This is a genomic window from Sphingobacteriales bacterium, from assembly GCA_016699615.1.
In the GTDB taxonomy this organism is placed as follows: domain Bacteria; phylum Bacteroidota; class Bacteroidia; order Chitinophagales; family JADIYW01; genus JADJSS01.
In genome coordinates this window covers 2,081,159-2,108,033 of sequence record CP064984.1, presented here as the reverse complement: position 1 = coordinate 2,108,033, position 26,875 = coordinate 2,081,159, and the positions used below count along the sequence as shown (strand labels likewise).

Sequence of the window (26,875 nt, the reverse complement as noted above, 5' to 3'; positions counted from 1 at the left end):
CAATGACAATTCCAACGATACATAATATTCAAAAAATAGATTTCAAACTTCCTGAAAAAATTACACTAAAAAACAATATTCCAGTTTTTATATTTTTAGATGATAAACAAAATATTTTAAAATTAGATATTGTATTTAATGCAGGAAGATGGGTAGAAAACAAGCAACTAACTGCTGATGCTGTAGCTGCTTTATGTAAAAGTAGCACATCTAATCTGAGTGCCTACCAATTGAATGAGAAAATTGATTTTTATGGTGCTACCATAAAAGCATCAACAGGCTACAATACATTTACAGTATCATTAGCATGCTTAAGTCAGTTTTTAATACCATGCCTAGATTTAATCATGACTTGTTTAAATGATATTCAATTCCCAGAACATGAGTTATCATTATTCCAAAAAAATGCCAAAGCAAAACTTGCTGTAAACTTAGAAAAATCAGACTTTTTAGCAGATACACTTTTCAAAGAATCAGTTTTTGGAAAACAACATCCATATGGTTACACAGCAAATAATGAAAGTATAGAAGCCATTAATCAATCTGGAATTATACAATACTATAACAACTTTGTAGTACCAAATAATTGCAGTGTATTTATTGCTGGTGATGTACAAACAGAAGCATTGCAATATATAGAAGAAAACTTAGGCAACTGGGTCAAAAACTCAGCACTAAAAATAACTATAAATAGCCACATACCTATCGTAGAAAATCCACCAAAAAACATAAGAATAAACAAAGAAAATTCAACTCAAGCATCTATCATTTTAGGCAAAAGAATGTTTAATAAACACAATGAAGACTATGGTGCGTTTATGTTGTTAAACACAATTTTTGGTGGTTATTTTGGCTCAAGATTAATGAATAATATCAGAGAAGACAAAGGCTTGACTTATGGCATTTATTCAGCATTGCAACCATTAAAGTTTGATGGTTTTTGGGCAATTTACACAGATACAAACTTAGAAAAACTAGACATTTGCATGCAAGAAATAAAATCAGAAATCAATATTATTCTAGAAAATCTAATTGATGATGATGAGATAAAATTAGCTAGAAATTACTTATTAGGTAGATTTCTAAAACGCACAGATGGTGCATTTAATTTACTTGAAACATACAAAAGTTATTATATCGAAGAAGTTGGCATTGAGCATTTTGGTACATTTATTGAGACAATTAGACAAGCAGATGCTAAAAATCTCCAAGAAATTGCTCAAAAATACCTAACTTTAGACACTATGCACCAAATAATTGTTGGTTAAAAATGAAGACAAAAAACTATATCAGTAAATATCTTTTTTTAGTTGTGCTATTGCTACAATTAAAAAGTTTTTCTCAAAGCAATATCTTTGAAGCACCAGATTTATTTTGTGTCAGAAATTTTGGAAGTACAGATATTGCATTGGCTTGGAATTTACCTACAATAAGTTCTTGTTTTTCTGCTTATGAAATCTACTATTCAATTGGTGACAAAAATGGCACTTACAATTTACTTACTAGTATTAATGATTCAAATCAAGATGACACAATAATAAATAACCCAGCATCTAGCCAAACGACGTACTTTTATATATTACAAAGAGGAATTTGCACAAATACAAATACTTCAACTGTAAAATATTCAGACACACTAGACAATAGCCTTAGTTTTCCATTTATTGAACTAAAAAGTGCTTCTGTAATTAACAACACAATTGAACTTAGTTGGGTACCTAAGACATATAGAGAACTTCAAGGTTATTTAATTTTTTCTAATAAAACGCCAACAAACCAATTTAACACACCAATAGATACTGTATTTGGAAATAACATAAGCACATACGTTGATACTGATGTAAATGTAGCAAATATACAGTACACCTATAAGATTAGAACATTAATGACTTGTGATGCAGATGGTGCCATCACACCAGATAGCAAAGACCATACATCTGCAACCATGAATATTGTAAACACAAATGCTTGTAACAAAACTGCAAGTGTAGCTTGGTTTAAATATAAATACGAAGATTCTGATGTTAGCAATTATGAAATTCAAATGCGCACGCCAAGCACATCTTTTCAAACAGTTGGCACACAACCGAATACAGCAACAACATATATTATTCAAGATATAACACCACAAGACAGCGTATACGTGCGTTTAAAAATCAATTTACCCAATGGTAGTTTTGCATACTCAAATGAAAGTTCTTTTCTATCAGAAGTTGTTATTCCAATTGAAAATGACTATATAAGAAATATTTCAGTATTGGAAGATAATAGTGTAAGCATAGAATACATTAAAGATCTAGGTGCATCGCCTATGAAAAGCCCTATAAACCTACAAACAACACTTAAACTGAGTGCATTCCAAAATGCTGGAAACTCAACTGTAATTGCAGATAGTTATAGTTTATTATTTAATGATAAAAGTAGCAATCCAGCACAAAATTCATATTACTACAGAATAGAATACAGAGATTCTTGTGGAAATAAATTATATACTGACACTGTACAAACTTTATACACACAAGTGGTAGAAGAAATTGGTAATAAAGCAAATATTTCTTGGGCTGGTTTTGATATTCCAAATATTCAATTTATCAATTACCAAATTCATAAAGTAACAATTGATAATGACACAACAGATGAATTGCTTACTACCATAAATAATAGAAATACTAATTCATACATTGATCCACAATTTTTCGATACAGATAACAAAGAATTACAAAGTGTTTGTTACTATGTAGTAACAAATTATTATCACTTATCAGATGCTACACCACGCAGTGTGCTGCAAAGCAAATCTAATGTTATTTGTAATGTACCTACACCAAAAGCTTTTATCCCTAATGCTTTTGCACCAGAAGGACACAATAAAACAATTAAACCATTTTTATTATTTGCATCAGAAGACAACTATGAGTTCATCATTTTTAATAGATGGAATCAAGTAGTATTTAAGACAAATGACATCAATGCATCTTGGAATGGAATATTCAAAGGTGAAATTGCTCCTTTTGATAGCTATACTTACTTTATCTCTTTCCAAGATAGAGAAAACAAAAAAACATATAAAGAGAAAGGCACCTTTTTATTGCTTAGATAATCAAATCTAAATAAACAATATAAAGAATGCTATTCTATTAATTTTATCATTAAAAAGATTTACTTTTTGATGATTGCATCATAAATTGCTTGCTGTATTTGTGGTCTAATATTTTGATTAATTAGTTTCTTATTATCAGCACTTGGATTTATTCTGTTTGATAAAAATATGTAGATCAAATTATATTTTGGATCTGCCCAAGCAATACAACCTGTAAATCCAGTATGTCCAAATGACTGACTTGATGCAGCATCGCAAGTTGGTCCACTATCTCCAGATTTTGATGGCTTATCAAAACCTAATGCTCTTCTATTACTACTTGAAATTGATGTTGTAAATAAATCAATAGTTGACTTGTTGTAAAATCTCGTTCCACCATATTGTCCATTATTCAACAACATTTGAAAATATTTTGCCAAATCATTAGTATTGCTAAATACGCCAGCATGTCCTGCAACGCCACCTAACAATGCTGCGCCTTGGTCGTGTACTGTGCCATGTATCAGTCTATTTCTAAATCCTTTTTCATCTTCTGTCGGTACTATTTGATTTAAGTTGATATTTTTATCCAATGGATTATACATTGTATGGTTCATTCCAAGATGACTCCATAAGTATTTTTGAACTACTGGCTCAAATGCTTCTCTGTATTGTTTTTCTATAATTTCTTTCAGCAGATAATAACCCAAATCACTATATTTATAAGACTTTGAACCTAACGAACAATTATATATTGTATTGCGAATACTGTCTATAAAATCATTTCTCAGATACAAATCATCTTCAATTTTTATATTGAAATGGCTGTCTTTTTGTTTGGCATACCAAGTAGTATCTGCATTATTCAATGAATCTAAGGTTTTTTTATAGAATGGTATCCAAGCTGGCAATCCAGCTTGATGTGCTAATAAATCTTTGAAGTTTATATTGTATTTGTTACAAGAATCTGGATAGCTATAATAATCGCCTAATGTTTTATTGATATCAATAATTTTATCTTCATAGGCACGCATCATAATTGGTGTTGTAGCAACAACTTTAGAGATTGAAGCAATATCATACAAATCATTATTATCTACATTAATTTTACTACTGTATGTCATATTGCCGAATGTTTTTTGATATACTATCATTCCATCTTTTGCAACTAATATCTGACTGCTTGGTGTAGCACCATCTGAGATTGCTTTTTCTATAATATTATCAATTTTAGAAAGTTTACTTTTGTCAATACCAATTTCAATTGGCAAACCATAAGCTAATCTCAAATTACCTTGAGAACAGACACCAGAACTGTACTCATACTTTCCGACAGTAACAGGAAGTGTACCACTTGCTGGTCTTGCTCCAAATAATATTTGTGCAGTGATATCTTGCGTTACACTATCTTCGTTGTATGCTACAACAATATTATGTAATGCTTGAAAATTTTTCAAACTATTAGGCAATCCAAACACAACATTTATTGCATCATATTTTTGGTTTATTGATTTTACTGCTTCTATTTGGTTGGTGGTTAATCCATAATTTTTTGATGGTGCACGTACCATATCACTTATCTCTACAATAACTAATTTGTATTTTTTTAGTTTATTTATTAATGCTACAAAATTTGTATTTGTTTCGCTTTTTGAAATATAAAAATGGTCAATCTCTGAATAACTATCTAACCTATTAGAGAAAGTATTTGCCTTGCCATTTCCAATTGCAATATGTGCAATTTTTTCACGTACATCTATAATTGGCAACAATGTTTTATCATCTTTTACAATTGTAATTGCTTCTTGAATCAATTTATTATTGATGTTTTTTGCTTGCTCGCTATTGATGTCAGCATTTATATTATTCAGATCTATTGGCTGATAGTTATTTAATCCAACCCAATATTTTGCTAATAAAATTTTTCTTACACTTTTATTGATTCTTTCTTCTGTAATCTCACCAGAAGATACTGCTGCTTTAATTCCTTTAATTGCTGCATCTACATTTTCAGAAAATAGAAGAACGTCATTTCCTGCTTGTAATGCTTTTACTTCTGCAACTCCTGATGGGAAATATTTTGCTACACCTTTCATGTTTAGTGCGTCAGTAAAAACAATTCCATTAAATCCTAAATCATCAATAAGTTTACCTTGCACCACTTTTGGCGACAATGTAGATGGCAAGTTTGGTGTGTTATCATAAGCCAATACATTCATATGTGCTACCATTACACTACTCACACCATTTCTTATCATTGCTTTGAATGGATATAATTCTATATTATCTAATCTTTCTGCACTGTGTTGCAAGACTGGCATATCGTAGTGTGAATCTACATCAGTATCACCATGACCTGGGAAATGTTTTGCGCATGCCATTAAAAAATTATCTTGCATACCATGCATATATGCTTTAGATTTTAGTACTACATTGTATTTATTATCACCAAATGATCTATCATTGATTACTGGATTATTTGGATTATTATTGACATCAACAGATGGTGCAAAATTGATATGAATACCAATTCTTTTCATTTGCCTTGCAAATTCGGCACCCATATCATAAATTGTTTGTTCGTTTTCAATAGCGCCTAGCATTATTTGTCTTGGATAATTGATAGTGTTTTTTAAACGCATAGCCAAGCCCCATTCTCCATCAAAACCTATCCACATTTTATTTTTACTCAACGTCTGATATCTATTTGTAAGTTCTGCTTGTTTTTCTGCTGTTCCTTGAAAGAAAATCAAACCACCAACTTTATATTTTTGAATATAATTTTCAATTTCTTTATAATGAGTTTCATCTCTATTGGAATAAGCAGCAATCATAAATAGCTGACCAATTTTTTCATCTAATGTCATTGAGTTCATCATAGAATCAACCCACAGATTGTCGGTATTTATTAGAAATGGTGGGACGCCTGATTTCGTGTTACTTGTTTGTTTTTGTGCATTAACAAATAACAATCCAAAGGAGATAAACAGAAATGTAAATAGAATTCTCATTATAAAATTAGTTAAACAAAAACTTAGCCAAATAAAAAATATCTGGTTTTAAGATAAAAAAATGGAACAGAATAATTCTGTTCCATTCGTTAATAAAAGATAAAAATATTATTTTTTTGATTTAGACTTATCGCATGAAGAAGAAGATGGTTTCTTGCATGATGATTGTCCGCTTTTACTACAACAACTTTTTGGAGCTGTGCTTTCAGATTTCTCATTACTATCAACTTTTGCAATAGTGTAGCCACTTGACTCAGTCAATTGTTTGATGATTTTTTCTTCTGATGTTTCAGCTGGATTGTATTCTAACACTGCAACTGAATTTGCTGCGCTTACTTCTTTTACAGCAGTAACGCCTTTTACATCTTGAATTTTGGTTTTAAATTTTGCTTCACATCCACCACAATGCATTCCTTTTACATTTAGGTTCAATGTATTTGTAGCAAAACTAATTGCCAAAACAAGAAATAAGCCGATTGATAAAAATGATTTCTTCATATACTTGTTATTTAAAATTTAATAATCCTAGCGTAAGTGCTACTAAAAAGAATAGCAAAGATAATGCCACTAATGTTTTATTTGCTTTTTTAAAACCTACGATACCTAATGGAATTGCTAACAATGCCAATGTAATTTTTGGGTCTAGCCACTTATGGTACTCAGGTGGATACCCAGCTTTTATTCTAAATACTAATAAGTAAGCACCTGATAATAAAAATAAAACTGAAAAAATTGTTTCAATTAAAAACGTTTTTTGTTTAAAAGGTAAAAAACTATTATTACCTGATAAAAATAAAATTGATTTTGGCACATAGGTTAGAAGAAATAAAATACCAAATCCCATGTGTAAATGCATAATTGTTTGAAGCTCCATATACTAAAATTTTGTTAAAGTGTTTTGCAAATTTATAACATAAATATTAAAAAATTCATTTTAATTTAATTTTTACTAACTTTGTGTAGCTAACTTCCGAACGAAATTATATGTATAGAAGATATGTTGCTTGTATTGTTATCTTATGTTTGTACTTTTTTTCAAATAAAGTCTATGCTCAAGACCCAAGTTTTGCGCAATTCTTAAATTTTAGAACATACCTTAATCCAGCGACAACTGGTTCAGAGAGAGGACTAAATGTTGCCATGATATATAAAAACCAATGGTTTTATGTTCCAGGTGGATTTAATACTTATGGTATTAGTGCTGACGTTCAAAGCAATAGAGTTTCTTCTGGAATTGGAATTATGGCTTACAGAAATGTTGAATCTCAATTATTAGTAAGAAATTATGTTGGAGCATCATATGCTTATATTGTAAGAATATCTAAAAATATAAATTTACATTTTGGCATAAGAGCAGCATTTGTAAATAATAGTATTGATAATTCTAAACTCCTTTTTTCAGATCAACTTGACCCAGATATTGGACCAAATGGTGGTGCGTCTTCTGCAACCAATGTACCACTCAGAAAAGTAAATTATTTTGATTTGGACGCTGGAACATTACTGAGATTCAAATTTGATATTAATGACAAACCTGTACATAATTCTTTGGGATTTGCTGTTAGTCATTTAACAAGACCTGATGAATCATTCTTAAATATTGAAACTAAAATACCTATGAGATTTACTGTTCATTATGGTAGTATGTTTCCTATATATTCTAGAAAAATGTATAACAGAGACCCAATGTTTTACATTTCTCCTGTTTTTAAATTTGATTTTCAGAGCAAAATACGTTCATACCATTCTGGATTTTATACTACATTTAAGCCAATTTATACTGGAATTATGTATCAATTCAGTAAATACAAATTTAGCAATACACATGGCTTAATAATTCTTGGTGGTGTAGATTGGGATTTGGGCAAAGATGATATGATGACACTCAATGTTGGCTATAGCTATCAAATAGATTTCGTAGGCGTTAGTACAAAAAGTAGAGGACAGCATGAAATTTCACTCCGAATGAATTTCAATAATGTCGGAATAAAAAGTCCAAAGAAAAAATCTAAGGCAATAAATTGCTATGAATTTCCAGGCAAAAAATCTATCAAAATATTTTAATAAACATGAAAAAACAAGAAATTATCAATCAGCCATTTACTTTACCAAATGGTGTAGTTGTAAAAAATAGATTATTAAAATCTGCTATGAGTGAAACCTTAGGCACAAAAGATGGTGCACCTAAACATGATTTAGCAACGCTATATGAAATTTGGGCAAATGGTGGAATTGGTATTTGTGTTACTGGCAATGTAATGATAGATAAAAGAGCATTGGGAGAACCAAACAATGTAATTATTGAAGACAAGAGCAACATAGATGCTTTAAAAACATGGGCTAAAGCAGCCACATCAAACAATACACAATGTTGGGTACAACTCAATCATCCTGGAAAACAATCACCAAAAGGATTGAATAAAGAAAATGTATCACCATCTGCAATTCCATTCAAAGAAAGTATGCAAACATTTTTTGCAACGCCAAGAGCATTGGAAGAAAACGAAATTTTAGATATAATTCAAAGGTTTGCAACTGCTGCCGAAATAGTGAAAGAAGCAGGATTTTCTGGTGTACAAATACATGGAGCACATGGTTATTTGGTGAGTCAATTCTTATCGCCACACCACAATATACGTACAGATAAATGGGGCGGAAATCCTGAAAATAGAAGAAGATTTGTTGTAGAAGTATATTCTGCAATGCGTGCAAAAGTTGGCAAAGACTTTCCAATTAGCATTAAATTAAATTCAGCAGATTTTCAACGTGGTGGTTTTACTGAAGAAGAATCATTAGATACCATAAAAACACTATCAGATTTAGGCATGGATTTAATTGAAATTTCTGGTGGAACATATGAAGCACCAGCAATGACTGGCGTAAAACAAAAGAAAAGTACGCAAGAAAGAGAAGCTTATTTTATAGATTTTGCTGAGAAAGCAAGAAAAATATGTACTTGTCCATTAGCAGTAACTGGTGGTTTCCGCTCTGTTGATGGCATGGCACAAGCAATATCATCTAATGCCGTAGATTTTGTAGGCATTGCTCGATTGCTAGCAATAGAACCAGATGCACCAAATAAGATATTATCTGGAAAAAATCCAGAACATGAAGTAACACCAAAGAAAACTGGTATAAAAGCAATAGACAATATGGCTGTGATGGAAGTTAGTTGGTACACTAATCAATTAAAAAGAATTGGCGCAGGACATAGACCATTGCCAAATGAAAGTGTTTGGGTAGTACTTGCAAAAATGTTGTTTAATGAGATAACATCAAAAACTGGAAGATTCAAAAAACTTAGAGCTTAGTACTGATACTATTTTTCTAATTTTACATTTTTCAATATCAATAAATTCATTGCATTATTAGGCAAATTCTTTACACGCTTATGTGTAAATCTTGTAATTTGATCATAAAACAAAGGAATGACTGGTGCATCTTCAATAATCATTTTCTCTAACTGATGATAAATTTCTCTTGCTACATCGCTATTGGTTGATGAAATTGCTTGCTCGTATAGTCTATCGTATTTTTCATTTTTGTAAAATGTATAATTTGGTGGCGCACCATATTTGCTATAAAATAAGGCTACATAGTTTTCTGCATCTGGATAATCGCCAATCCAAGATGCTCTAAATAATTGCACTTCATTTTTGCGCATTGCTTCTCTTAAAAATGCTGCTGGCGTATTTTCTATTTTCAGATTGATACCAATAACTTTCAATTCATTCGCAATATTTGTAATTAAATCTTGATATGTTGGATTTGAAAATATAGTTATCTCTTCAATGCCTTTTCCTTCTGGATATCCAGCTTCTATTAATAGTTCTTTTGCTTTTGCCACATTGTAAGTATATCCTTTTACTTTTTCTGCGTTATATTCAGCCATTCCAATTGGTATCATTCCACTTTCTGCTGGCACACCTATTCCATTTCTTAGGTAGTGTATCATCTTTTCTCTATTAATTGCATAGTTGATTGCCTGCCTTACGTTCTTATTCTTTAAAGCTTCAATTGGTTGTTTGCCCATAGAAATTCCGATATACTCAGTATTCATATAAGGCATTTTAATGAAATTAATTTTATCTTTCCACACTGCTTTTAATTCTCCATTTTTAGTAAGCAACTCATCTTTATAAGAAATATCTAAGCCAGTCATAAAGTCAATTTTTCCTTGTTTGAATTGATTAAACTCTATGCCTTTGTCTGTAATAAAATCAAATCTAACACCATCAATATATGGTAGTTTATTACCAAGACTATCTGTCTCAAAGTATTTTTCATTTTTATGTAGTATCAATACATTATTTTCTTCCCAACGTACAAATTTGAATGGCCCTGTTCCAACTGGATGTTTTCTAAAGTCTTTTCCATAATGCTCTACAACTTCTTTTGGAACAACAGAACAATATTGCAATGTAAGCATACCTAATAAAGGCAAGAATGGTTGTTGCAAATTAATGACGAATGTAGTATCATCTAATGCTACAAATGGTTGTTGGTTTTTTACTTTTCCATTAAATAACCATGCGCCCGTTGATGCAACTGTTGTATCAATTATTCTATTAAAAGAATAAACAAAATCATGTGCAGTAACACGCCTACCTTTTCCGTTTTTAAATAATACATCATCATGAAAATAGACATCATTTCTAATATAAAATGTGTATACCAAACCATCATTGCTAATATTCCAATGTTTTGCTATACTTGGAATAATATTCAAATCATCATCAATTTGTACTAAGCCATTATACAACTGATTGTCTGCCCACATGGTTACTTGGTCTTTGGCAAATGCTGGGTCTAATGATGTTAGTCCAGCAGATAGATTGAGATGAAAGAAATTAGAATTATCTCTTTTTTGTTTGATTTGGCAAAATTGGAATGACGCTATTACTATAATTCCAATAAAAATTAAATATCTATGTTGCATTTTTTGAATAATGCTCAAAATTATTTTAAATGAATTTGATTTGTGTACTAAGTTTTAAACACATTTTAATAATTCAATGTAGGATATATTTTTTACTTTTGATTGATTAATGAATACACGAGAGACACATACACTTAATTGCAACGGAAAACTATTGTGTATAGAAGAAGCAATTGTTATGGGCATTCTCAATCTAACACCAGATTCGTTTTTTGATGGTGGTAAGTATGCTAATGATTTGGACATATTACAAAGTGTAGAAAAAATGCTACATGATGGTGCAACTATTATAGATATTGGTGCTGTATCATCAAAGCCTAATGCCCATGAAATAAGCGAAGCAGAAGAATATCATAGATTAATTCCTACCTTAAAATCTATAGTAAAACATTTTCCAGATACTATAATTTCTATTGATACATTTAGAAGTGAAATAGCTAAACAAGCTATTGAAAATGGTGCATCTATTATTAATGATATTTATGCTGCTACATATGATGAACAAATACTTCGTGTTTGTGCTGAACATAATATTCCAATTATTTTGATGCACATGCAAGGAAATCCAAAGACTATGCAATTACAACCAACTTATGATGATGTAAGCATTGATGTGATGCGTTTTTTTATAGAAAGATTAGAATTTTGCAGACAACAAAATGTACACGACATCATTAGTGATGTTGGCTTTGGATTTGGTAAAACATTGGAACATAATTATACATTACTAAAAAACTTGGCATCATTCAAATTACTTGGAAAACTAATCTTAGCTGGAATTTCTCGAAAAAGTATGATTTATAAATTATTAGATTCAAGTCCAGAATTTGCACTAAATGGCACAAGCATTTTAAATATGATTGCTTTGCAAAATGGTGCAAATATCTTGCGTGTACATGATGTAAAAGAAGCTATGGAATGTATAAAAATTTACAATTATTATACTTCTATATAACTAAACTTGTAAGCTTTCCCAATCTTGCATTAATTCTTCTAATTTAGATTTTTTCAATCCTAAATCATGAATTAAAGTGTTATCATATTTTCCTTGCTCAGACAATAATGATATTTTTGCTTCTATCTCAGAAATTTCTAATTCTACTACTGCTATATCTGATTCAATTTTGGAAATTTTATTCTTTAATTGTTTGTCTTGATTTGAGTTTGAATTTTGAGATTTTGGAGTTGAGCTTTCTTTCTTCTGCGCACTTTCAGTTGTAGTTGGTGCATTCATTTCCACTTCTCTAAAGTTTGCTAATCTGCGTTCTTCAAAGAAATCATTCACATCACCCACAAATTCTTTTACAACACCATCATTAAATTCAAAAACTTTGTTCGTCATTCCAATTAAGAAATCTCTATCATGCGAAACAACAATTACTGTTCCTGGATATTTTGCAATGGCTTCTTTCAATACATCTTTTGCTTTTAAATCTAAGTGATTGGTTGGCTCATCCAAAATCAGAACATTACTTGGGTTCAATAATAAATTTGCCAAACAAACTCTTGCTCTTTCTCCTCCACTTAATACAGAAATCTTTTTTGTAGCATCATCGCCAGTAAACATAAATGCACCTAAAATATTTCTTACTTGTCCTCTAATTTCATTAGGTGCCGTATCTTCCATGTATTGCAAAATGGTCAATTCCTTTGGCAATTGCTCTGCATGGTGCTGTGCAAAAAATGCATTTTTTACATTGTGTCCAATGGTTAGTTCTCCACTATTGTATTCAATTTCTTTAGCAATTATTTTTGCCATAGTCGTTTTTCCCATTCCATTTTTTCCAATAAACGCAACTTTATCGCCACGTTCAATTTCAATATTTACATCATGGAAAACACTTTTTTCACCATAAGATTTAGCTAAGTTTTTTGCCAATACTACAATTTTTCCACTTTGTTATCCCATTGGAAATTGAAAACGCATAGCTCTTGTATCTTCTTGTTCTACTTCTACAACTTCCATTTTGTCTAGCTTTTTTACTAAACTTTGTGCCATTGTTGCCTTACTTGCTTTAGCTTTAAACCTTTCGATATTGCGTTCTATTTGCTTTATTTGGTCTTGCTGGTTTTTAAATGTTTGCAATTGTTTTTCTCTTCTCTCCTCTTTTAGAATTAAGTATTTAGAATAATTGGCTTTGTACTCATACATTTTTCCCAATTCCAACTCTATAGTTTTATTACATACATTATCCAAAAAAGTTTTGTCGTGCGATACTAAAATAATTGCACCTTCGTACTTCTGGAAAAAATCTTCCAACCAAATAATTGATTCTATATCTAAGTGATTGGTTGGCTCATCGAGCATGAGTAAATCTGGATTTTGCAACAATAGTTTAGCTAATTCTAAACGCATTGCCCATCCACCTGAAAATGTTGCTGGTGCTTTATCAAAATCTTCTCTTTTATAACCAAGACCTAGCAAAACAAGTTCTGTTTTTTTATCCTTGTCATCAATATCTAAATGAACTAATCTATCATTAATATCACAGAATTCTTGAGAAAGATTCATATAATCGTCGGTATCATAGTCAGTTCTTGTTTCTAACTGATGTTGTATTTTATCTAATTTTTCTTGAAGAATATTAATGTCTTTGAATGCAGTTTGTGCCTCAAGCCAAACTGTTGGTTCATTTTGTGCTCTTATTTCTTGCTTTAAAAATCCGATGGTATAGCCACCTGGCTTTGATATACTTCCTTCTTGTGCTGAAATTTCTCCATTGATAGTTTTTAATAATGTAGATTTGCCAACGCCATTTCTACCTACTAAACCAATCCTATCGCGTGGCTGTATCGTAAATGTAACATTATCAAATAAAATTCGACTTCCGAATATGATGGATAAATTTGCTGCTTGTAACATGGTGCAAAAATAAGTTATTCCTATTGTATGTATTTGAATACTAAATTAAATCTTTAAGAAATTGTTTTGGGCTAATGTATATTGAGCTATGCATTGTCTTTAGATTTTGGGATAAAATGATTAATACACACCATTACTTATACCAAATCATTCAACTTAAATTTGTCCCTATTCTTGATGTCAATCAATTATTTGAACTTAACATAAAATTAATTTGCAAATTAAACAAACGTTTAATTAAATTTGCATCGGGTTTTTAAACAAACGTTTAATTAAAAATGAAAGAAAATAAAACTAATGACAAGAGAGAAGAAATCTTAGATGTTGCAGAACAACTGTTTGCCGAAAATGGTTTTGAAGCTATCAGCGTACGTGAAATATCAAAAGCAGCAAATATTAATATTGCAATGGTTTCTTACTACTTTGGCTCAAAAGAAAAATTGTACGAAGAAGTTGTAATTCGCAAGTTAATATCTTCAGAGTTAATTCTACATCACATTGAACAACATAAAAAATATGCTGATAAGTTATTCGCAATTGTTGATTTGTTTATCAATAAATTCTTTGAAAGAAGACACTATCAAAATATCATTTTCAGAGAAATGGCGATGGGACAACGTACCGAAATGACTGAATTAATCACCAATCGACTGTATCAGAATTTTAGTGTAATTACAGATGTAATTCACAAAGGCATTAAAAACAAAGAATTCAACAAGGTAGATGTAGAACTTACTGTAATGACTATTCTTGGTGTGATAAAAATATACACTACTTCAGGATCTATAGCTTGTAAAGTATTAAAGATAGAAGATGAAAATGATGTTTATAATGACAAAACAAGCTTAAGACTAAAAAAATATTTAAAAGAACTATTAACAAATTATCTAGGTATAAAATAATTTTTATGAAACAAATACTATTTATAACATTATGCTGTTGGATGTATATTTCAACTCAAGCACAGGAAATCAGAAAAATACCCATCCAAGAGGCATTGGATATGGCCGTACAAAACAGTAAACAACTGCAATTAGACAGTTTAAAAAAACAATCTTTACAAATAAAGAAAGAACAAACTAAAGCTGCCATTATGCCAATGGTTGGTGTCACATCTGCGTACACAAGACTAAGTGATAACATCGATCCATTTACAATTAGTGTCCCAGGTGTTGGTAGCTTTGATATTCAAACTAATATTCCGAATCAATTTGCAAATGTTGCAAGCATTAAACAACCAATTTTTCAAGGTTTGAAAAACTGGAATACGATGAAAGCACTAGACCAACAAGCTATAGCTGCTGATTTTGATGCATTAAAAGACAAAAATGATGTAAAATTATTAGTTGTTCAGTACTACTACAATCTTTTTGCATTGCAACAAAGAGTTGTTTTATTAGACTCTACAATTATTCAAACACAGTCGCGTGTATATGACTTATCAAAATTAAAAGATGCTGGCATCATCTTAAACAATGAAGTAATGCGTGCTGAATTGCAGAAAAATAATTTTGAAGTGGAAAAAGTAAATTTAGTTAGTAATATAGAAACCATCAATTTTTACTTAAACATTTTACTTGGACTTGATCCTGAAACAAAAATAAATACCGAGAGTCCTGAGAGTACAAACAATACATTAGACAAATTTCTACAATTGCAATCTATAGCATATGGCAATAGACCTGAGTTTAAAGCTCAAGATTATCGTACAAAATCTGCTGATTATATGATTAAAGCATCAAAAGCTGCATATATGCCAACAATTAGTGCATCAGCAAATGGACAATACAACAATCCAAATCAAAGAATGTTTCCTCCGAAATCTGTATTCAAAGCAACTTGGGATGTTGGCATTAGTTTAAGTTGGAATATTATGCAATTATATACTGCACGTTCAGTTGTGAATGATGCAAAAAACCAAAAATCACAAATTACCATATTAACAGAGCAATTAAAAGACAACATTTCTATTGAGGTAAATACAAATATGCAAGCCATAAAAGTAGCTCAAGCAAAAATAGAACTAGCACAAAAAGCAATAGACCAAGCAACAGAAAATAAAAGAATATTAGACAATAGATTTAATGCTCAAGTAGCATTGTTGACTGATGTTTTAGATGCTGATGTCTTTTTATTACAAGCAAAAACAAACTTATTAAACGCACAAGCTGAAGCTATCATTGCAAACTATAAATTACAAAAGAGCTTAGGTCAATTATAAAAATAACAAACTATACAATTATTAAACAAATCAAATTTTAAATTAATATACATGGAAAATAATATAGAACAAACAAATGCAACAGTAGAAGATAAAAAAAGTAAAAAAGTAATTTTTTCTATTGTAGGAATCTTATTGGTAATAGGTGCTATATGGTTTAGCTATAAAAAAATAAGCTACTCAATGCACAATGAAGACACAGAAAACTCTCAACTTCAAACAAACATTGTACCTATTGCACCAAGAATGTCTGGGTATATAACTGAAATATTTATTAAAGACAATCAAATTGTAAAAGCTGGAGACACTTTAATAAAACTAGATGACAGAGATCTAAAACTTAGAGTAGAACAAGCAGAAATAGCTTTAGAAACTGCAAAAGCAAATGTATCTGTTGTAAAAAGCAATGTAAGTTCTGCTGATGCTGCTGCGAGTGCAACATCAACTTCTATTGCAACAGCACAAGCAAATATTGCAACAGCACAAGCAAATGTAGAAGCAGCCAAAGTACGTGCTTGGAATGCTAATGAAAATTACAAACGCTTTCAACAACTATTCTCTCAAACCTCTGCTACGCAACAACAATATGACCAAGCACTAACAGAAAAAAATGCAGCAGATAAACAAGTTGATATTGCAGAAAAACAAGTAAATGTTGCCAAAGCACAATTAAAATCTGCTCAACAACAAACACTAGCATCAAATGCACAAGTAAATGGCATCAATACACAAGTAAATGTTGCTGAAGTTGCCATTAAACAAAGACAAGCAGATTTAGACTTTGCAAAATTACAACTATCATATGCTTATGTTATTGCACCTTATGATGGTTATATTTCTAAAAAAAATGTACAAATTGGTCAATTATTAAATCCAGGACAAACAGTTTGCTCTATTGTAGATGAAACATCACTTTGGGTAGTCGCAAATTTCAAAGAAACACAAATTACAAATATGCAACCAGGACAAGAAGTAGAAGTAAAGGTAGATGCTTATCCTAAAGAAAAAATCGTTGGAAAAGTAGAATCTATACAAGCAGCTACTGGCTCTACTTTCTCATTAATTCCTGCTGATAACTCAACTGGAAACTTTGTAAAAGTAGTACAACGTATTCCTGTTAAAATCATCATAGATAAAAATCAAAATAAAAATGTACAACTACGTGCAGGGATGAATGTATCAGTAGCTGTAAAAGTAAAATAATCAACTATATAAAACCATTAACATGGCAACAACAGCAACATTAGAACAAAACAGCTTAGTAGAATATGGTTTTAGAAGAATCATTATCACAATTACTGTGGTTGTTTGCACATTATTAGAAATCTTAGACACTACAATTGTCAACGTTGCAACCAACAACTTAATGGGTAGCCTTGGTGCAACTGTGAGTGAAGTAAGTTGGGTAGTAGCAGCGTATGCTATTGCCAATATTATTGTAGTACCTATGAGTGGTTGGCTTTCTGCACAGTTTGGTAGAAAATATTATTTTGCTGGTTCTGTAGCACTCTTCACATTTGCATCATTTATGTGTGGTGAGTCTTCTACTATATGGACATTGGTATTTTGGCGTTTTGTACAAGGTGGTGGTGGTGGTGCCTTATTTGCAACATCGCAAACTATTCTAAAAGAAATATATCCACCAGAAAAAATGGGTATGGCAATGGCAATGTTTGGATTAGGCGTAATTGTTGGGCCAACAATTGGTCCAGTTTTAGGTGGATATTTAGTAGATAATTTCGATTGGCCAGTTATTTTCCATGTAAATGTACCTATAGGTATTATTGCTATTATACTCACATTAAGATACATAAAAGACAATCCATATCAAGAAAAACAAGAAGGAAGTATAGATTATATAGGCATCATCTTATTAATTATTGGAGTTGGTTCATTACAATTAGTTTTAGAGCAAGGCGAACGCGAAGAGTGGTTTGAATCAGCTTATATTATCAAATTTACGATGGTTGCCATTGTAGGTATTATTGGTTTTTTGATTAGAGAATTATTTATTAAAAACCCAATTGTAGATTTAACCGTAATGATTAGAGGCAATGTTGCCATAGGTTCATTTCTAAATTTCTTATTAGGATTTATTTTATTTGGTACTGTATTCGTATTCCCAATATACTTTCAAGGCTATTTAGGCTTTACTGCTATGCAATCTGGTCTAATGTTTACACCTGGTGCCATTGCAAGTGCCTTGTGTATGCCGTTTATTGGTATAATGCTAACTAAAGGTGTACCACCTAAATTTTTAATCATGGCAGGCTTTGCCATCAATGCAGGCTTTGTTTTTTGGTCATCTGAATTGCTTACAACATCAACACCAGAAGAAGCTTTCTTTTGGCCATTATTAATACGTGGAATTGGAACAGGTTTGTTGTTTGTACCTTTATCCAATCTTACTTTGGGTGGACTATTTGGTCAAGATATTGGACAAGCATCTGGATTATCAAATATGATTAGACAATTAGGTGGTTCAATGAGTGTGGCGCTAATTGGTGCAATGACAGAGCGTTTTTCTGCACAACACAGAGCAGATATCATGTTGCACATTACACCAGACAATCCATTATTAATTCAGCGACTGAATGGTTATGGTGCATTATTATCAACAGCAAGCTCAGATATGAGTAAAGTTGTTACACAAAGTTATGCTGCATTAAACATGGCTGTACAAAGAGAAGCAATGATACTATCTTACATAGATATTTTTAGATATTTTGTAATCTTGATTATTATATCATTGCCTTTGGTAATGTTGGCAAAAAATTATAAAGTAGATCCAGCAGCACAAGGTGGTGGTCATTAAAAATTGTTTGATTTTCTTTTATAACCACAAAATAAGACACTCAGAGTTAATAACTAATACTCTGAGTATTTTTTTATTACATAAATAATGTAAGGTTGTTTGTTGGCAGGTGACGCTAACGCAATAACGCCTGTAATGTGCGAATTTTTGTTGTTGGTGAAAAACACCAACAACGGCGAAGGTTGCTTTGTATTTATTGTCGGCAAATTTAAGTAACCAAGTTATAAAAGCATCTTGGTTAAGTTCTTTGGTTGCTATGTCAAAAATATTTGGTCTCATGAATTAAGACAATTTGGTCCATTTGTGATAATCATTGCCTAAGCAACTCCAATTTGTATTATTTGTAGGTGTTGTAGAAGTTTGAACAACTGTTCCACATCTTTTACATTGATAGTTTATATTACCCACTTTTCCCAAATCTTTCCATTTGTGATAATCTTTATTAAGACAGCTACGATTTGTATTAGTTGGTGTCTTACTCTGTTTAATTAATGTTCCACAAACACCACAATGATACCATCTCAGAATTGTTTCTTTTGAAATAACCCTTGGTGATGAGCCACTTGAAGAACTGCCACTAAAGAACCCCGAAAAGAAGTTCTTAATTTTATATAGTCCGTATCCTATTAATCCAAAAATAAACAAAACACTAACCCAAGAACTGTCTTCTCTGTCTTCTTTTTCACTACTTTTAGTTTCGTCTGCTGTTGAACTTAGATATTTTGTTGCAACAAAACCGCTTAAACCTGTTTCAGTTTCAATTTGCGTCCAACTGCCACTTTCTGAAAGTGCAGTTACCTTGTCGCCCTTGTTTACTTGTCCAACAACGTTATTATTTTTGCCTGCACCTTCTCTGATGTTAAGTGTCTCGGTATTGACGTATTTATAGTCTTGTCCAAATGCTTGAAAAGTCAGGAGAAGGAATGTTGTAATTGTAATAATTCTATTCATATGTTGTATGTCTTAAAATGCCCTACTAACGGTTGAAAATTTGTGTTGTGGTTGCGTGAGAACTACAAACTTAACTTACAACCGAACTGTTAATTTATAAAATTACGAATATTATCCAATTCTACCAACCATAACACAAATTTTTTGTTAGCGGCAGGCGTGATACATATTTAATTCATACTTTGAGTAATTAATAAATTTAATTCTGGTAATTTTGTGTTAATCGTTTCACTTACCTTATTTGCATTAAAAAATCGCCAAGATGGATGATGTACAAATAATATGCGAGCAGAATAACCGGAATTATGTTTAAGCAATAAAAATCGATTATTATTTATTGTTTCAAATTTCCAATCTTTAAAGGTTTTATTATGGATAAACCCTCGTAAAACTCCATCACCTAATATGCCCCATTTTACAATCATTGTCGGTTTCATTACAAGCAAAACTTTTAATATCGTTTCCCAGCCTTCAATCAAATCTTCATCTGTTGGTTTGTCAATTTTATTTTCTTGCCAGTTCATTGCTCTTTGCACTAAATTTGTATATGCAACAGAACTCCATAATATTTTTTGACTTTCCGCACTAAAATTATTACTTAAAATAGTTTGATCAATTTTATTTAAGAGTCTAGAATCAGTTTTTATGTGAGTGATTCTTTGGCTGGTTATCCATTCTCTTTTCCATTTCTTATGAAATTCTGTGCCATCGTCATATTCACTTTCGCCTAGAAAAAGCACCTTGGTTTTACTGAAATTTTGTCCAATCCATGGAAGCATAAATAGAGGTGGAGTAATTGTTTCAAGAGCTAAATCATATATTAATTCCATTGTTGATTATTTAAATTACAGTGATCAATACGCTTGCCGCTAACGTGCGGCGGATTTGCGAAGTTACGAACTGCAAACGAAGTTTGCAAGTGAAGTAATTTACATATATATTTATCCTACCATCAAAAAACCACGTTGTGCATCTGCCACCCTTGTTATGCACAGGGCTTTGTTTGCGTTTCTAATTTTCTTTTTCGGAAATATTCTACGATTTCGGATTTAGTCATTTTAGCCAATTTTTCGCTTAACTTTTCCCTTTGTTGTCGCATATATTTTACTGCGTCAAATTGTTTTTCAGTCGTTGTCTTCATAATTTACAAAATCTCTTGGTGAACGAATTTCTAATAATTTATAGCCATTTTTCAAGTTTATAGCATTGTAACCTCTAATTCGTTGGACATTCACAATGTGTTTAAAATTCCAACTTATTAAGTAGTCTGCTTTATTTATTGTTGCCAAAGCAATATGCAAGCAATCGGCATAACTTGTTTGTCCAACTACTTTTTCAGTTATATATTCAGTCGCTAAATCAACAGCTTCATCAGTTGTGTCGAGAAATTCGGTGTTTTCAGTTTTAATTTTAGTTACCAACTCTTTTACTTTTTTCGGTGCATTTTCAAGTTCGTCTTGAGTTACAGTTGAAAAGAGTAGTGTAAACTCACCATTATTAAGTCTCTCAAATAAAGGAAATGTAAATTCAGAAAATTCATCATCATAGAATCCTCCAAATACAGAAGTGTCAATATATAATTTTTGTTTTTGCACAATTTTCAATTCAAAATTTCATCCGCTAATTTACGAATTTTTTTTTCGTTTTTAGATTATAAAAGTTTGTTTTGATTTAGCCGTCTATTTTGAGAGCCTTGTGCATAACGTGCGGCGGATTTGCGAAGTTACGAACTGCAAACGAAGTTTGCAAGTGAAGTAATTTTGCAAATCCGTTGATGTGTTGAAGGTCGAGCGTAGCGAGCCTAAACGCATCAACGGATGTAATCCGCCGCACGATGTGCAAAAGGCGAAGCGTAGCGAAGACTTTTGCACATCGTTTCTGGGCTTTGCGATGGTGGGCAATCAAAGTACAAATCTTCTATTTTGCACAAAAGTTGAACCGAAGAACTTCCGTTGAACTTTGCAGTTTCGCCCCACTATCGCAAAACCCTTGTGTTTGTTGCACAACGTAAAAATAATGACTTTTTTGATATTTTTATATCTTCTGTATAAATAACTATATATTAATATACTTAGAATACTTTTATGTAACATATGTTTGTTTATTCTTCGTATATTCGCACATGCAAGGACGCAAATCATTTCAATCAATACCATTATTATAAAGTAAATTTTCCAAATCCTCTGATATTCCACCAAATTGTTTTAATAATTTTGGCACATCTACTTCGTTTATCTCGGATTCAGAATGCTTTTTAAAAAGAATGGAATAATCATCTAACATGAAAATTATTTCATTTACCAATGGCAGAATAAGTTTTTTATATAAGTCGTTTTTAAAAGCCTGATTCTCGCTATGCAGTTTATCAATTATTTCTTCTTTGTGCTTATCATACTTGATTTTTGATTCAAATTGAGCTGATAAATCTGAAATTAGGTCTTTAATTAATGTCAGTTCAGGATTAACAATTGATTCCTTTTGTGAACTTTCCTTGGTATCAATTTGCTTTTCTTCCTCCTTTTCAGTAGGAAGGATACTTGCAACACTTTCAACTGGTGTTTTTTCAATGTTTTCTGTTTTAAAACTTTCATCCTTTTCGATCTCAGAAGGAATAATGTCTTTATTTTCTTTTGAATCTTCATCACTAAATGAAGCAAAAGTGTTTGATATTGGCTCTCCCATATAAATTGATTTTTGATGTTAAATGTAAATAATTTTTCTTCCTTCAATTTTACCTTCATATACCTTAGAACCCTGAATATAAATTGTTCCGTTACCATTGTCCTCAGAAAAATGTGCTTCACCATTTTTATCAGTATATTGGTCTTTGGCACATCCTCGTGTCCAGCCGTTAAAGATTACGCCAACCTTTTTATAATAGGAGGGCTTTCCTGTTGATTTTTCAATTACCTGTATTGTAAACATATGTGTTCATTTAAGTGGTTAGTTATTTCTTTTTATTTATTATTATCAATGCTGCAATAATACCTGGTATCCAACCCGCAAAAATTGAAATAAGAACAATAAGAATTGAACCACAACCATATCCAACCACATATAAAGGTGGAAATATCACAGCTAAAATTGCTCTTAGGATGACATATAACCTCCATTCCTTGTTCTGTGTGTGACGGCAAAATTGCACTCTTTGACAAAGCTTTGGTTGTAGCGTTGGCTCGTGGGGCTTTGGCAATGTGTGCAATGTGGGTCGGCAATTGTTTTAAAAAATGTGCGGTGGGCAAAAAATAAAAAACATCGGGTCGGCATGAGTGTCGGCTTTCTTGTCTTGTCAATATTTCTTTTTTCTGTCCTTTCACAATGGTTTACTTTTCAATAAAAAATGCTCCAACTATTCCGATTGTTTTTAGGTATCTTTTTCCCATTTTTAATTTATTTAGTGGTTGTTAATAGTCCGTTATAAAGTTCAGTTACTTTTTTGTCAACTGTTGTTGAGCCGTATGCCCAAACAATTTTGTTTGTTTTTTCTTTTGTTTTTATTTCAATGAATGAATACATATTTTCAGGTTCATTAAAATTTAGGTCTTTCAGTTCCTTAGCTTGGTTAAAAAGTTCCAAAGTCTTTTTTGACTCTAATTTTTTAAGCTCTTTTTCCTTTTCAAAAAGTTTGCAGTCAGCAGTCAGTTTATAAGTTTTTACTTCGCCAGTAAAACCGCCACCGTTCCCAAAGCTAATTTCTTCAATTCCTGTCTTAATTGCTATTTTACTTGTCATACAAGAGTTGAGCAAAACAAATAATAATAGTCTGTATATTTTCATAGTTGTAAATAATTTGAGTGTTGATAAAAGTGCAAGTGTGTGGAAAGCCGAAGGGTCGGCTTTGTGCGGTTGGGGCTTGCCGCACTCTTGCATTGTGTGTCAGCAGAAAAACAAAAAATTGCGGGTCGGGCAAAAATTAAATCTCTGCGTGTCGGTCTGTGAGTTGAATTTTCACAAAAAATATTTGGTCTTGTCTGCATTGTCAAGGCGTTACTTTTTTCTTTGTCCACCAGTTTTATGTGGTGTCGGTGTCTTTTTACCATAGCTTATAACGTTTTTGCGCTTGGCGCAGTGGGGGACTTAGAAGCACTAAACTGTCAACCTGCACCAAAGCTGAATAGAAGCACGAACTTTCAATTTTGCTCGTCACCCCCCATTGCGCCAAACGCATGTTACATGCTGGCGTTCTTTTCATGCGTCTTGGTATTTCAGTTCTTCACTAATTATTGTCATCAATCTTTGAAGTTCCGAATTCATTTTAATGTCTCTCTCAAATTTTCGTCTGAGTATTCCTTTACATGCTTGAGGACTTAAATAGAATTTTTCAGGCACTTCGTCTGTTTGAACAATGTCCGCAAGATTACCTTCTATTGGGTTATTTGGAAATGCTGAAGCATTCAAATACTGACCATTGCTCAAAGAGTGTACACCTTCAAGTAAAAATAATTTTGTGTGTAAGTTGTTTTTATGTTCTCGCACATATTTTACCCATTCTACATTTTCGTTGTGTCCGTCTTTAAAATAATTAGCTATTTGTTGACCAATCCATTTTACCACAGGAACAGCCCAAGAATTACCAACAGCCTGATACCTATTTGTATCACTGTTTCCGTTTACAAGAGTGTAATTGTCAGGGAAACCCATAAGCCTTTCACATTCTAATGGTGTAAATCGTCTTATTCTGTCGTTTTGTGCAACGTATAGAGAGCCATTGTAAGCTGCTGCGTTACCATTCCATTTTGTACCGTATGCAGAGTAAAGACAGTCTGTATATTTTCTAAAAAACTCAAATTTTGTATTGTTTTTAAAAATTATTTGTTCTTCGTTTTCTGATAATTCAATGTCGTCATCAAAAAGTGTTGGTGAGCCGTTTTTTCGTTTTGATGAATTGTTTTTGAAAAGGAGTTCAACATTCTTATTGTCAAACTCAAATAATAATTGGTGAGGTCTGAAATCCTTGCCACCTGCCAAAACGTAAAGGCGTTTGCGTTGTTGAGGAAGTCCAAAGTACTTTGCATCTATTACACGCCAAGCAACATTTCTTGTTTTTCCAAGGACAAAACCTGATTTTGACCATTTACTAATTTTCAATTCTTCGTCATAACCTGCTAAACCTGCAATGAAGTTGCCAAATGCATTAGTCTTGTCATTTAGAACACCTTCAACATTTTCCCAAAGTACAATTGCAGGTTTTTTGTTTTCAGTTTCTCTGATTTTATCAATTGCATTTGCAATTTCAATAAATGTCATTGTAAGCTGTCCACGTTCATCTGAAAGTCCGTTTTTCCAACCTGCTAGTGAAAATGCTTGGCAAGGAGTACCGCCACAAAAAACATCAGGAGCAGAATACTTTTTGTCCAGTATTAAACTAGGCAATTTAGTCATGTCACCAACATTTGGTATATGTGGATAATGAAAGTCTAAAACCTTGCTAGGAAACTCAGCAATTTCTGAACTCCATACTTGTTTTAGTCCAAAAGGGTTGAAGGCTAATTGTGCAGCTTCAATACCCGAACACACACTACCAAATGTTACTTCTTCATTCATCTATTCATTTTTTCTACAAAACTACAAATGCTAATTATAGTATGCAAGTTTATTTTTGACTTTTTTCGATTAACTTGTTCAAACTGTCTCGCCATTTTTCAATGTCATACCAACCACAACCTACACAACCTTTTTCAGCTTCTTTACCAACTTTGGGAATTTTGATGTCCCACTTATCAGTTCCTTTATAGAAATAGTTTAAACCGAAAAGTTTTCCTCTATCGCCTGTCTGAAAACATTTTCTACAAACTTCTCGTTTTTGCTGGTTCCGTTGATTGTCCAACAATTGAAACTTCTCTTTTATTTCAGTTTCTGGCATTTCATCAGGATTTTCTGCACGGGTTTCTTCGTCCCACCTGATTTCAGGAAATTTATGGTCAGGTAGCAAACCATGTTTGTTTGCCGAACTTAATTCATAAACATTTATTTCATTGAGTGTTTTCAACGCTTTCTTTCTGAAAGCAGATGAAAAAATTTCGTAGCCTGTTTCCGCACCTCTCGGAATTGGCAACAAAAGCCTTTCAGCTTTTCTTCCGTTACGCCTAGAAGCAATTGTGTAACCCTTTTCTTTGATGTCTTGTATTCTTCGTTGCGGATTATCGTTTTGGGGGAAATTTGATGTCCATTTCATCTTCACAAGTTCGTTGAAGAAATGAATTGTAACATCACTTCCTTTCATGTTTTCTTTCCAAAATTTCTTTTCTTCTTTTTGAAATTTCGCAATGCTCTCTTTTGTGAAAAATTTCTTGATTGCAGTTAAATGAGATAATAAGTCTTCAGGATTTTCAATGAAAAGTCCTGTTCTTCGATAGAAATAAGGAATTGAGCCCGCCCATTCAAAACCATTGTCCTGAACAATTCTAACATCAACGTACTTCTCCGAAGATTTTAAATCTTCTCTGAGTTCAAGAATTTCAATGCCTGTGCTTTTAAATAGTTTGTTAAGTTCTTCAATGCTTATTTTCATCTTTGCTAATTTTTAGTAAGTCCTCAATTTTGACTTCTAAAGCGTTAGCAATCTTCTGCATATTTACAAGCGTTATGTTCTTTTCAGCTCGTTCAATCATACCTATATAAGTCCTGTGAAGGTCAGCACGATGTGCTAATTCTTCTTGGGAAATATTGAGAAGCCGTCTCTGTTTTCTGACGTTTTCTCCGAATAAGTTTAGTATGTCATGTTCTGAAATCATTGCTAACTAAAGTCTGCACAAAGCTACCTTTAGTATACAACGTGTGCCACAGACTATAATTAGCATTTTGGGGATTGTCAGCTTTGTAATTTTCTATCACTATGTTTTACGGTGTCGTCTTTTACGCTTGCATGTAACGGTTGCAAGCAGGCGCAGGTTACGATTTAAAAGTAGTATGTTTAAATAATTTAGTAAACAAGCCTAAAAGAGCTCCACTTTTTTATTTTAAGATAAATGCAGCAACTTGCGCTTGCTTGCTGTT

The 26,875-nt window shown here is 31.9% G+C and carries 23 protein-coding genes and 1 pseudogene; 9 read left to right on the top strand and 15 right to left on the bottom strand.

What is annotated here, in order from left to right; translation table 11 throughout:
- The first annotated feature begins 2 nt into the window (after nucleotides 1-2).
- Both IPK18_10050 and IPK18_10045 read left to right on the top strand, forming a co-directional pair.
- Nucleotides 3-1,268, top strand: a complete 1,266-nt coding sequence (locus IPK18_10050) for an insulinase family protein (GenBank protein ID QQR97215.1) — start codon at nucleotides 3-5, stop codon at nucleotides 1,266-1,268.
- 2 nt (nucleotides 1,269-1,270) lie between these two features.
- The gene (locus tag IPK18_10045; GenBank protein QQR97214.1) at nucleotides 1,271-3,100 is read left to right on the top strand and encodes a gliding motility-associated C-terminal domain-containing protein; all 1,830 of its coding nucleotides are present in this window, start codon (nucleotides 1,271-1,273) and stop codon (nucleotides 3,098-3,100) included.
- A gap of 59 nt (nucleotides 3,101-3,159) precedes the next feature.
- Here IPK18_10045 and IPK18_10040 read toward each other — a convergent pair whose 3' ends face one another.
- The 3 genes from IPK18_10040 to IPK18_10030 form a co-directional block, all read right to left on the bottom strand.
- Nucleotides 3,160-6,090, bottom strand: coding sequence for a serine hydrolase (locus IPK18_10040; GenBank protein QQR97213.1), 2,931 nt, complete (start codon nucleotides 6,088-6,090; stop codon nucleotides 3,160-3,162).
- Nucleotides 6,091-6,198: 108 nt separating this feature from the next.
- Nucleotides 6,199-6,588 carry a heavy-metal-associated domain-containing protein gene (locus IPK18_10035; protein QQR97212.1) on the bottom strand — a complete coding sequence of 130 codons (390 nt, stop codon included), beginning with the start codon at nucleotides 6,586-6,588 and terminating at the stop codon, nucleotides 6,199-6,201.
- A gap of 7 nt (nucleotides 6,589-6,595) precedes the next feature.
- Nucleotides 6,596-6,964 (bottom strand): SirB2 family protein, encoded by a 369-nt coding sequence (locus IPK18_10030; GenBank protein QQR97211.1) that lies wholly within the window; start codon nucleotides 6,962-6,964, stop codon nucleotides 6,596-6,598.
- Nucleotides 6,965-7,074: 110 nt separating this feature from the next.
- Between IPK18_10030 and IPK18_10025 the strand changes: the two genes are divergently transcribed.
- On the top strand, nucleotides 7,075-8,154 hold the full coding sequence (locus IPK18_10025) for a PorP/SprF family type IX secretion system membrane protein (protein QQR97210.1): 1,080 nt from the start codon (nucleotides 7,075-7,077) through the stop codon (nucleotides 8,152-8,154).
- A 5-nt stretch (nucleotides 8,155-8,159) separates the two neighbouring features.
- Complete coding sequence (locus tag IPK18_10020) at nucleotides 8,160-9,401, top strand: NADH:flavin oxidoreductase/NADH oxidase family protein (protein ID QQR97209.1); 1,242 nt, start codon at nucleotides 8,160-8,162, stop codon at nucleotides 9,399-9,401.
- Nucleotides 9,402-9,409: 8 nt separating this feature from the next.
- Here the strand turns inward: IPK18_10020 and IPK18_10015 are convergent, their stop codons facing one another.
- Nucleotides 9,410-11,047: an ABC transporter substrate-binding protein gene (locus tag IPK18_10015; protein ID QQR97208.1), complete on the bottom strand. Its 1,638-nt coding sequence runs from the start codon at nucleotides 11,045-11,047 to the stop codon at nucleotides 9,410-9,412.
- Nucleotides 11,048-11,207: 160 nt separating this feature from the next.
- Here IPK18_10015 and folP point away from each other — a divergent pair, with 160 nt between their 5' ends.
- Nucleotides 11,208-11,984 carry a dihydropteroate synthase gene (folP, locus tag IPK18_10010; protein QQR99331.1) on the top strand — a complete coding sequence of 259 codons (777 nt, stop codon included), beginning with the start codon at nucleotides 11,208-11,210 and terminating at the stop codon, nucleotides 11,982-11,984.
- Here the strand turns inward: folP and IPK18_10005 are convergent.
- A pseudogene (locus IPK18_10005) lies at nucleotides 11,985-13,892 on the bottom strand (ABC-F family ATP-binding cassette domain-containing protein).
- A 278-nt stretch (nucleotides 13,893-14,170) separates the two neighbouring features.
- Here IPK18_10005 and IPK18_10000 point away from each other — a divergent pair.
- From IPK18_10000 to IPK18_09985, 4 genes are read left to right on the top strand one after another with little or no spacing between them, the layout of a single operon-like run.
- Nucleotides 14,171-14,794 carry a TetR/AcrR family transcriptional regulator gene (locus IPK18_10000; GenBank protein ID QQR97207.1) on the top strand — a complete coding sequence of 208 codons (624 nt, stop codon included), beginning with the start codon at nucleotides 14,171-14,173 and terminating at the stop codon, nucleotides 14,792-14,794.
- Nucleotides 14,795-14,799: 5 nt separating this feature from the next.
- Nucleotides 14,800-16,113 carry a TolC family protein gene (locus tag IPK18_09995; GenBank protein QQR97206.1) on the top strand — a complete coding sequence of 438 codons (1,314 nt, stop codon included), beginning with the start codon at nucleotides 14,800-14,802 and terminating at the stop codon, nucleotides 16,111-16,113.
- 51 nt (nucleotides 16,114-16,164) lie between these two features.
- Nucleotides 16,165-17,316 carry an HlyD family secretion protein gene (locus IPK18_09990; GenBank protein QQR97205.1) on the top strand — a complete coding sequence of 384 codons (1,152 nt, stop codon included), beginning with the start codon at nucleotides 16,165-16,167 and terminating at the stop codon, nucleotides 17,314-17,316.
- Nucleotides 17,317-17,338: 22 nt separating this feature from the next.
- Nucleotides 17,339-18,928: a DHA2 family efflux MFS transporter permease subunit gene (locus IPK18_09985; GenBank protein QQR97204.1), complete on the top strand. Its 1,590-nt coding sequence runs from the start codon at nucleotides 17,339-17,341 to the stop codon at nucleotides 18,926-18,928.
- A gap of 282 nt (nucleotides 18,929-19,210) precedes the next feature.
- Here IPK18_09985 and IPK18_09980 read toward each other — a convergent pair whose 3' ends face one another.
- The 10 genes from IPK18_09980 to IPK18_09935 all read right to left on the bottom strand — a co-directional run bounded on the left by IPK18_09980 (nucleotide 19,211) and on the right by IPK18_09935 (nucleotide 26,613).
- Complete coding sequence (locus IPK18_09980; protein QQR97203.1) at nucleotides 19,211-19,879, bottom strand: SH3 domain-containing protein; 669 nt, start codon at nucleotides 19,877-19,879, stop codon at nucleotides 19,211-19,213.
- 170 nt (nucleotides 19,880-20,049) lie between these two features.
- A complete protein-coding gene (locus IPK18_09975; protein QQR97202.1) occupies nucleotides 20,050-20,709 on the bottom strand; it encodes a hypothetical protein in 660 nt (219 codons plus the stop codon).
- 294 nt (nucleotides 20,710-21,003) lie between these two features.
- Nucleotides 21,004-21,477, bottom strand: a complete 474-nt coding sequence (locus IPK18_09970) for a PIN domain-containing protein (GenBank protein QQR99330.1) — start codon at nucleotides 21,475-21,477, stop codon at nucleotides 21,004-21,006.
- 544 nt (nucleotides 21,478-22,021) lie between these two features.
- Nucleotides 22,022-22,561 (bottom strand): hypothetical protein, encoded by a 540-nt coding sequence (locus IPK18_09965; protein QQR97201.1) that lies wholly within the window; start codon nucleotides 22,559-22,561, stop codon nucleotides 22,022-22,024.
- Nucleotides 22,562-22,579: 18 nt separating this feature from the next.
- The gene (locus IPK18_09960; protein ID QQR97200.1) at nucleotides 22,580-22,804 is read right to left on the bottom strand and encodes a hypothetical protein; all 225 of its coding nucleotides are present in this window, start codon (nucleotides 22,802-22,804) and stop codon (nucleotides 22,580-22,582) included.
- Between the two features lie 22 nt (nucleotides 22,805-22,826).
- Nucleotides 22,827-22,976, bottom strand: coding sequence for a YqaE/Pmp3 family membrane protein (locus tag IPK18_09955; GenBank protein ID QQR99329.1), 150 nt, complete (start codon nucleotides 22,974-22,976; stop codon nucleotides 22,827-22,829).
- 293 nt (nucleotides 22,977-23,269) lie between these two features.
- Nucleotides 23,270-23,611, bottom strand: a complete 342-nt coding sequence (locus IPK18_09950; GenBank protein ID QQR97199.1) for a hypothetical protein — start codon at nucleotides 23,609-23,611, stop codon at nucleotides 23,270-23,272.
- A 456-nt stretch (nucleotides 23,612-24,067) separates the two neighbouring features.
- Nucleotides 24,068-25,423, bottom strand: coding sequence for a DNA (cytosine-5-)-methyltransferase (gene dcm, locus IPK18_09945; protein ID QQR97198.1), 1,356 nt, complete (start codon nucleotides 25,421-25,423; stop codon nucleotides 24,068-24,070).
- A 49-nt stretch (nucleotides 25,424-25,472) separates the two neighbouring features.
- Nucleotides 25,473-26,390: a restriction endonuclease gene (locus IPK18_09940; protein QQR97197.1), complete on the bottom strand. Its 918-nt coding sequence runs from the start codon at nucleotides 26,388-26,390 to the stop codon at nucleotides 25,473-25,475.
- Nucleotides 26,374-26,613, bottom strand: coding sequence for a helix-turn-helix transcriptional regulator (locus tag IPK18_09935; GenBank protein ID QQR97196.1), 240 nt, complete (start codon nucleotides 26,611-26,613; stop codon nucleotides 26,374-26,376). The genes IPK18_09940 and IPK18_09935 overlap by 17 nt, the downstream gene beginning before the upstream one ends.
- Nucleotides 26,614-26,875 lie beyond the last annotated feature (262 nt).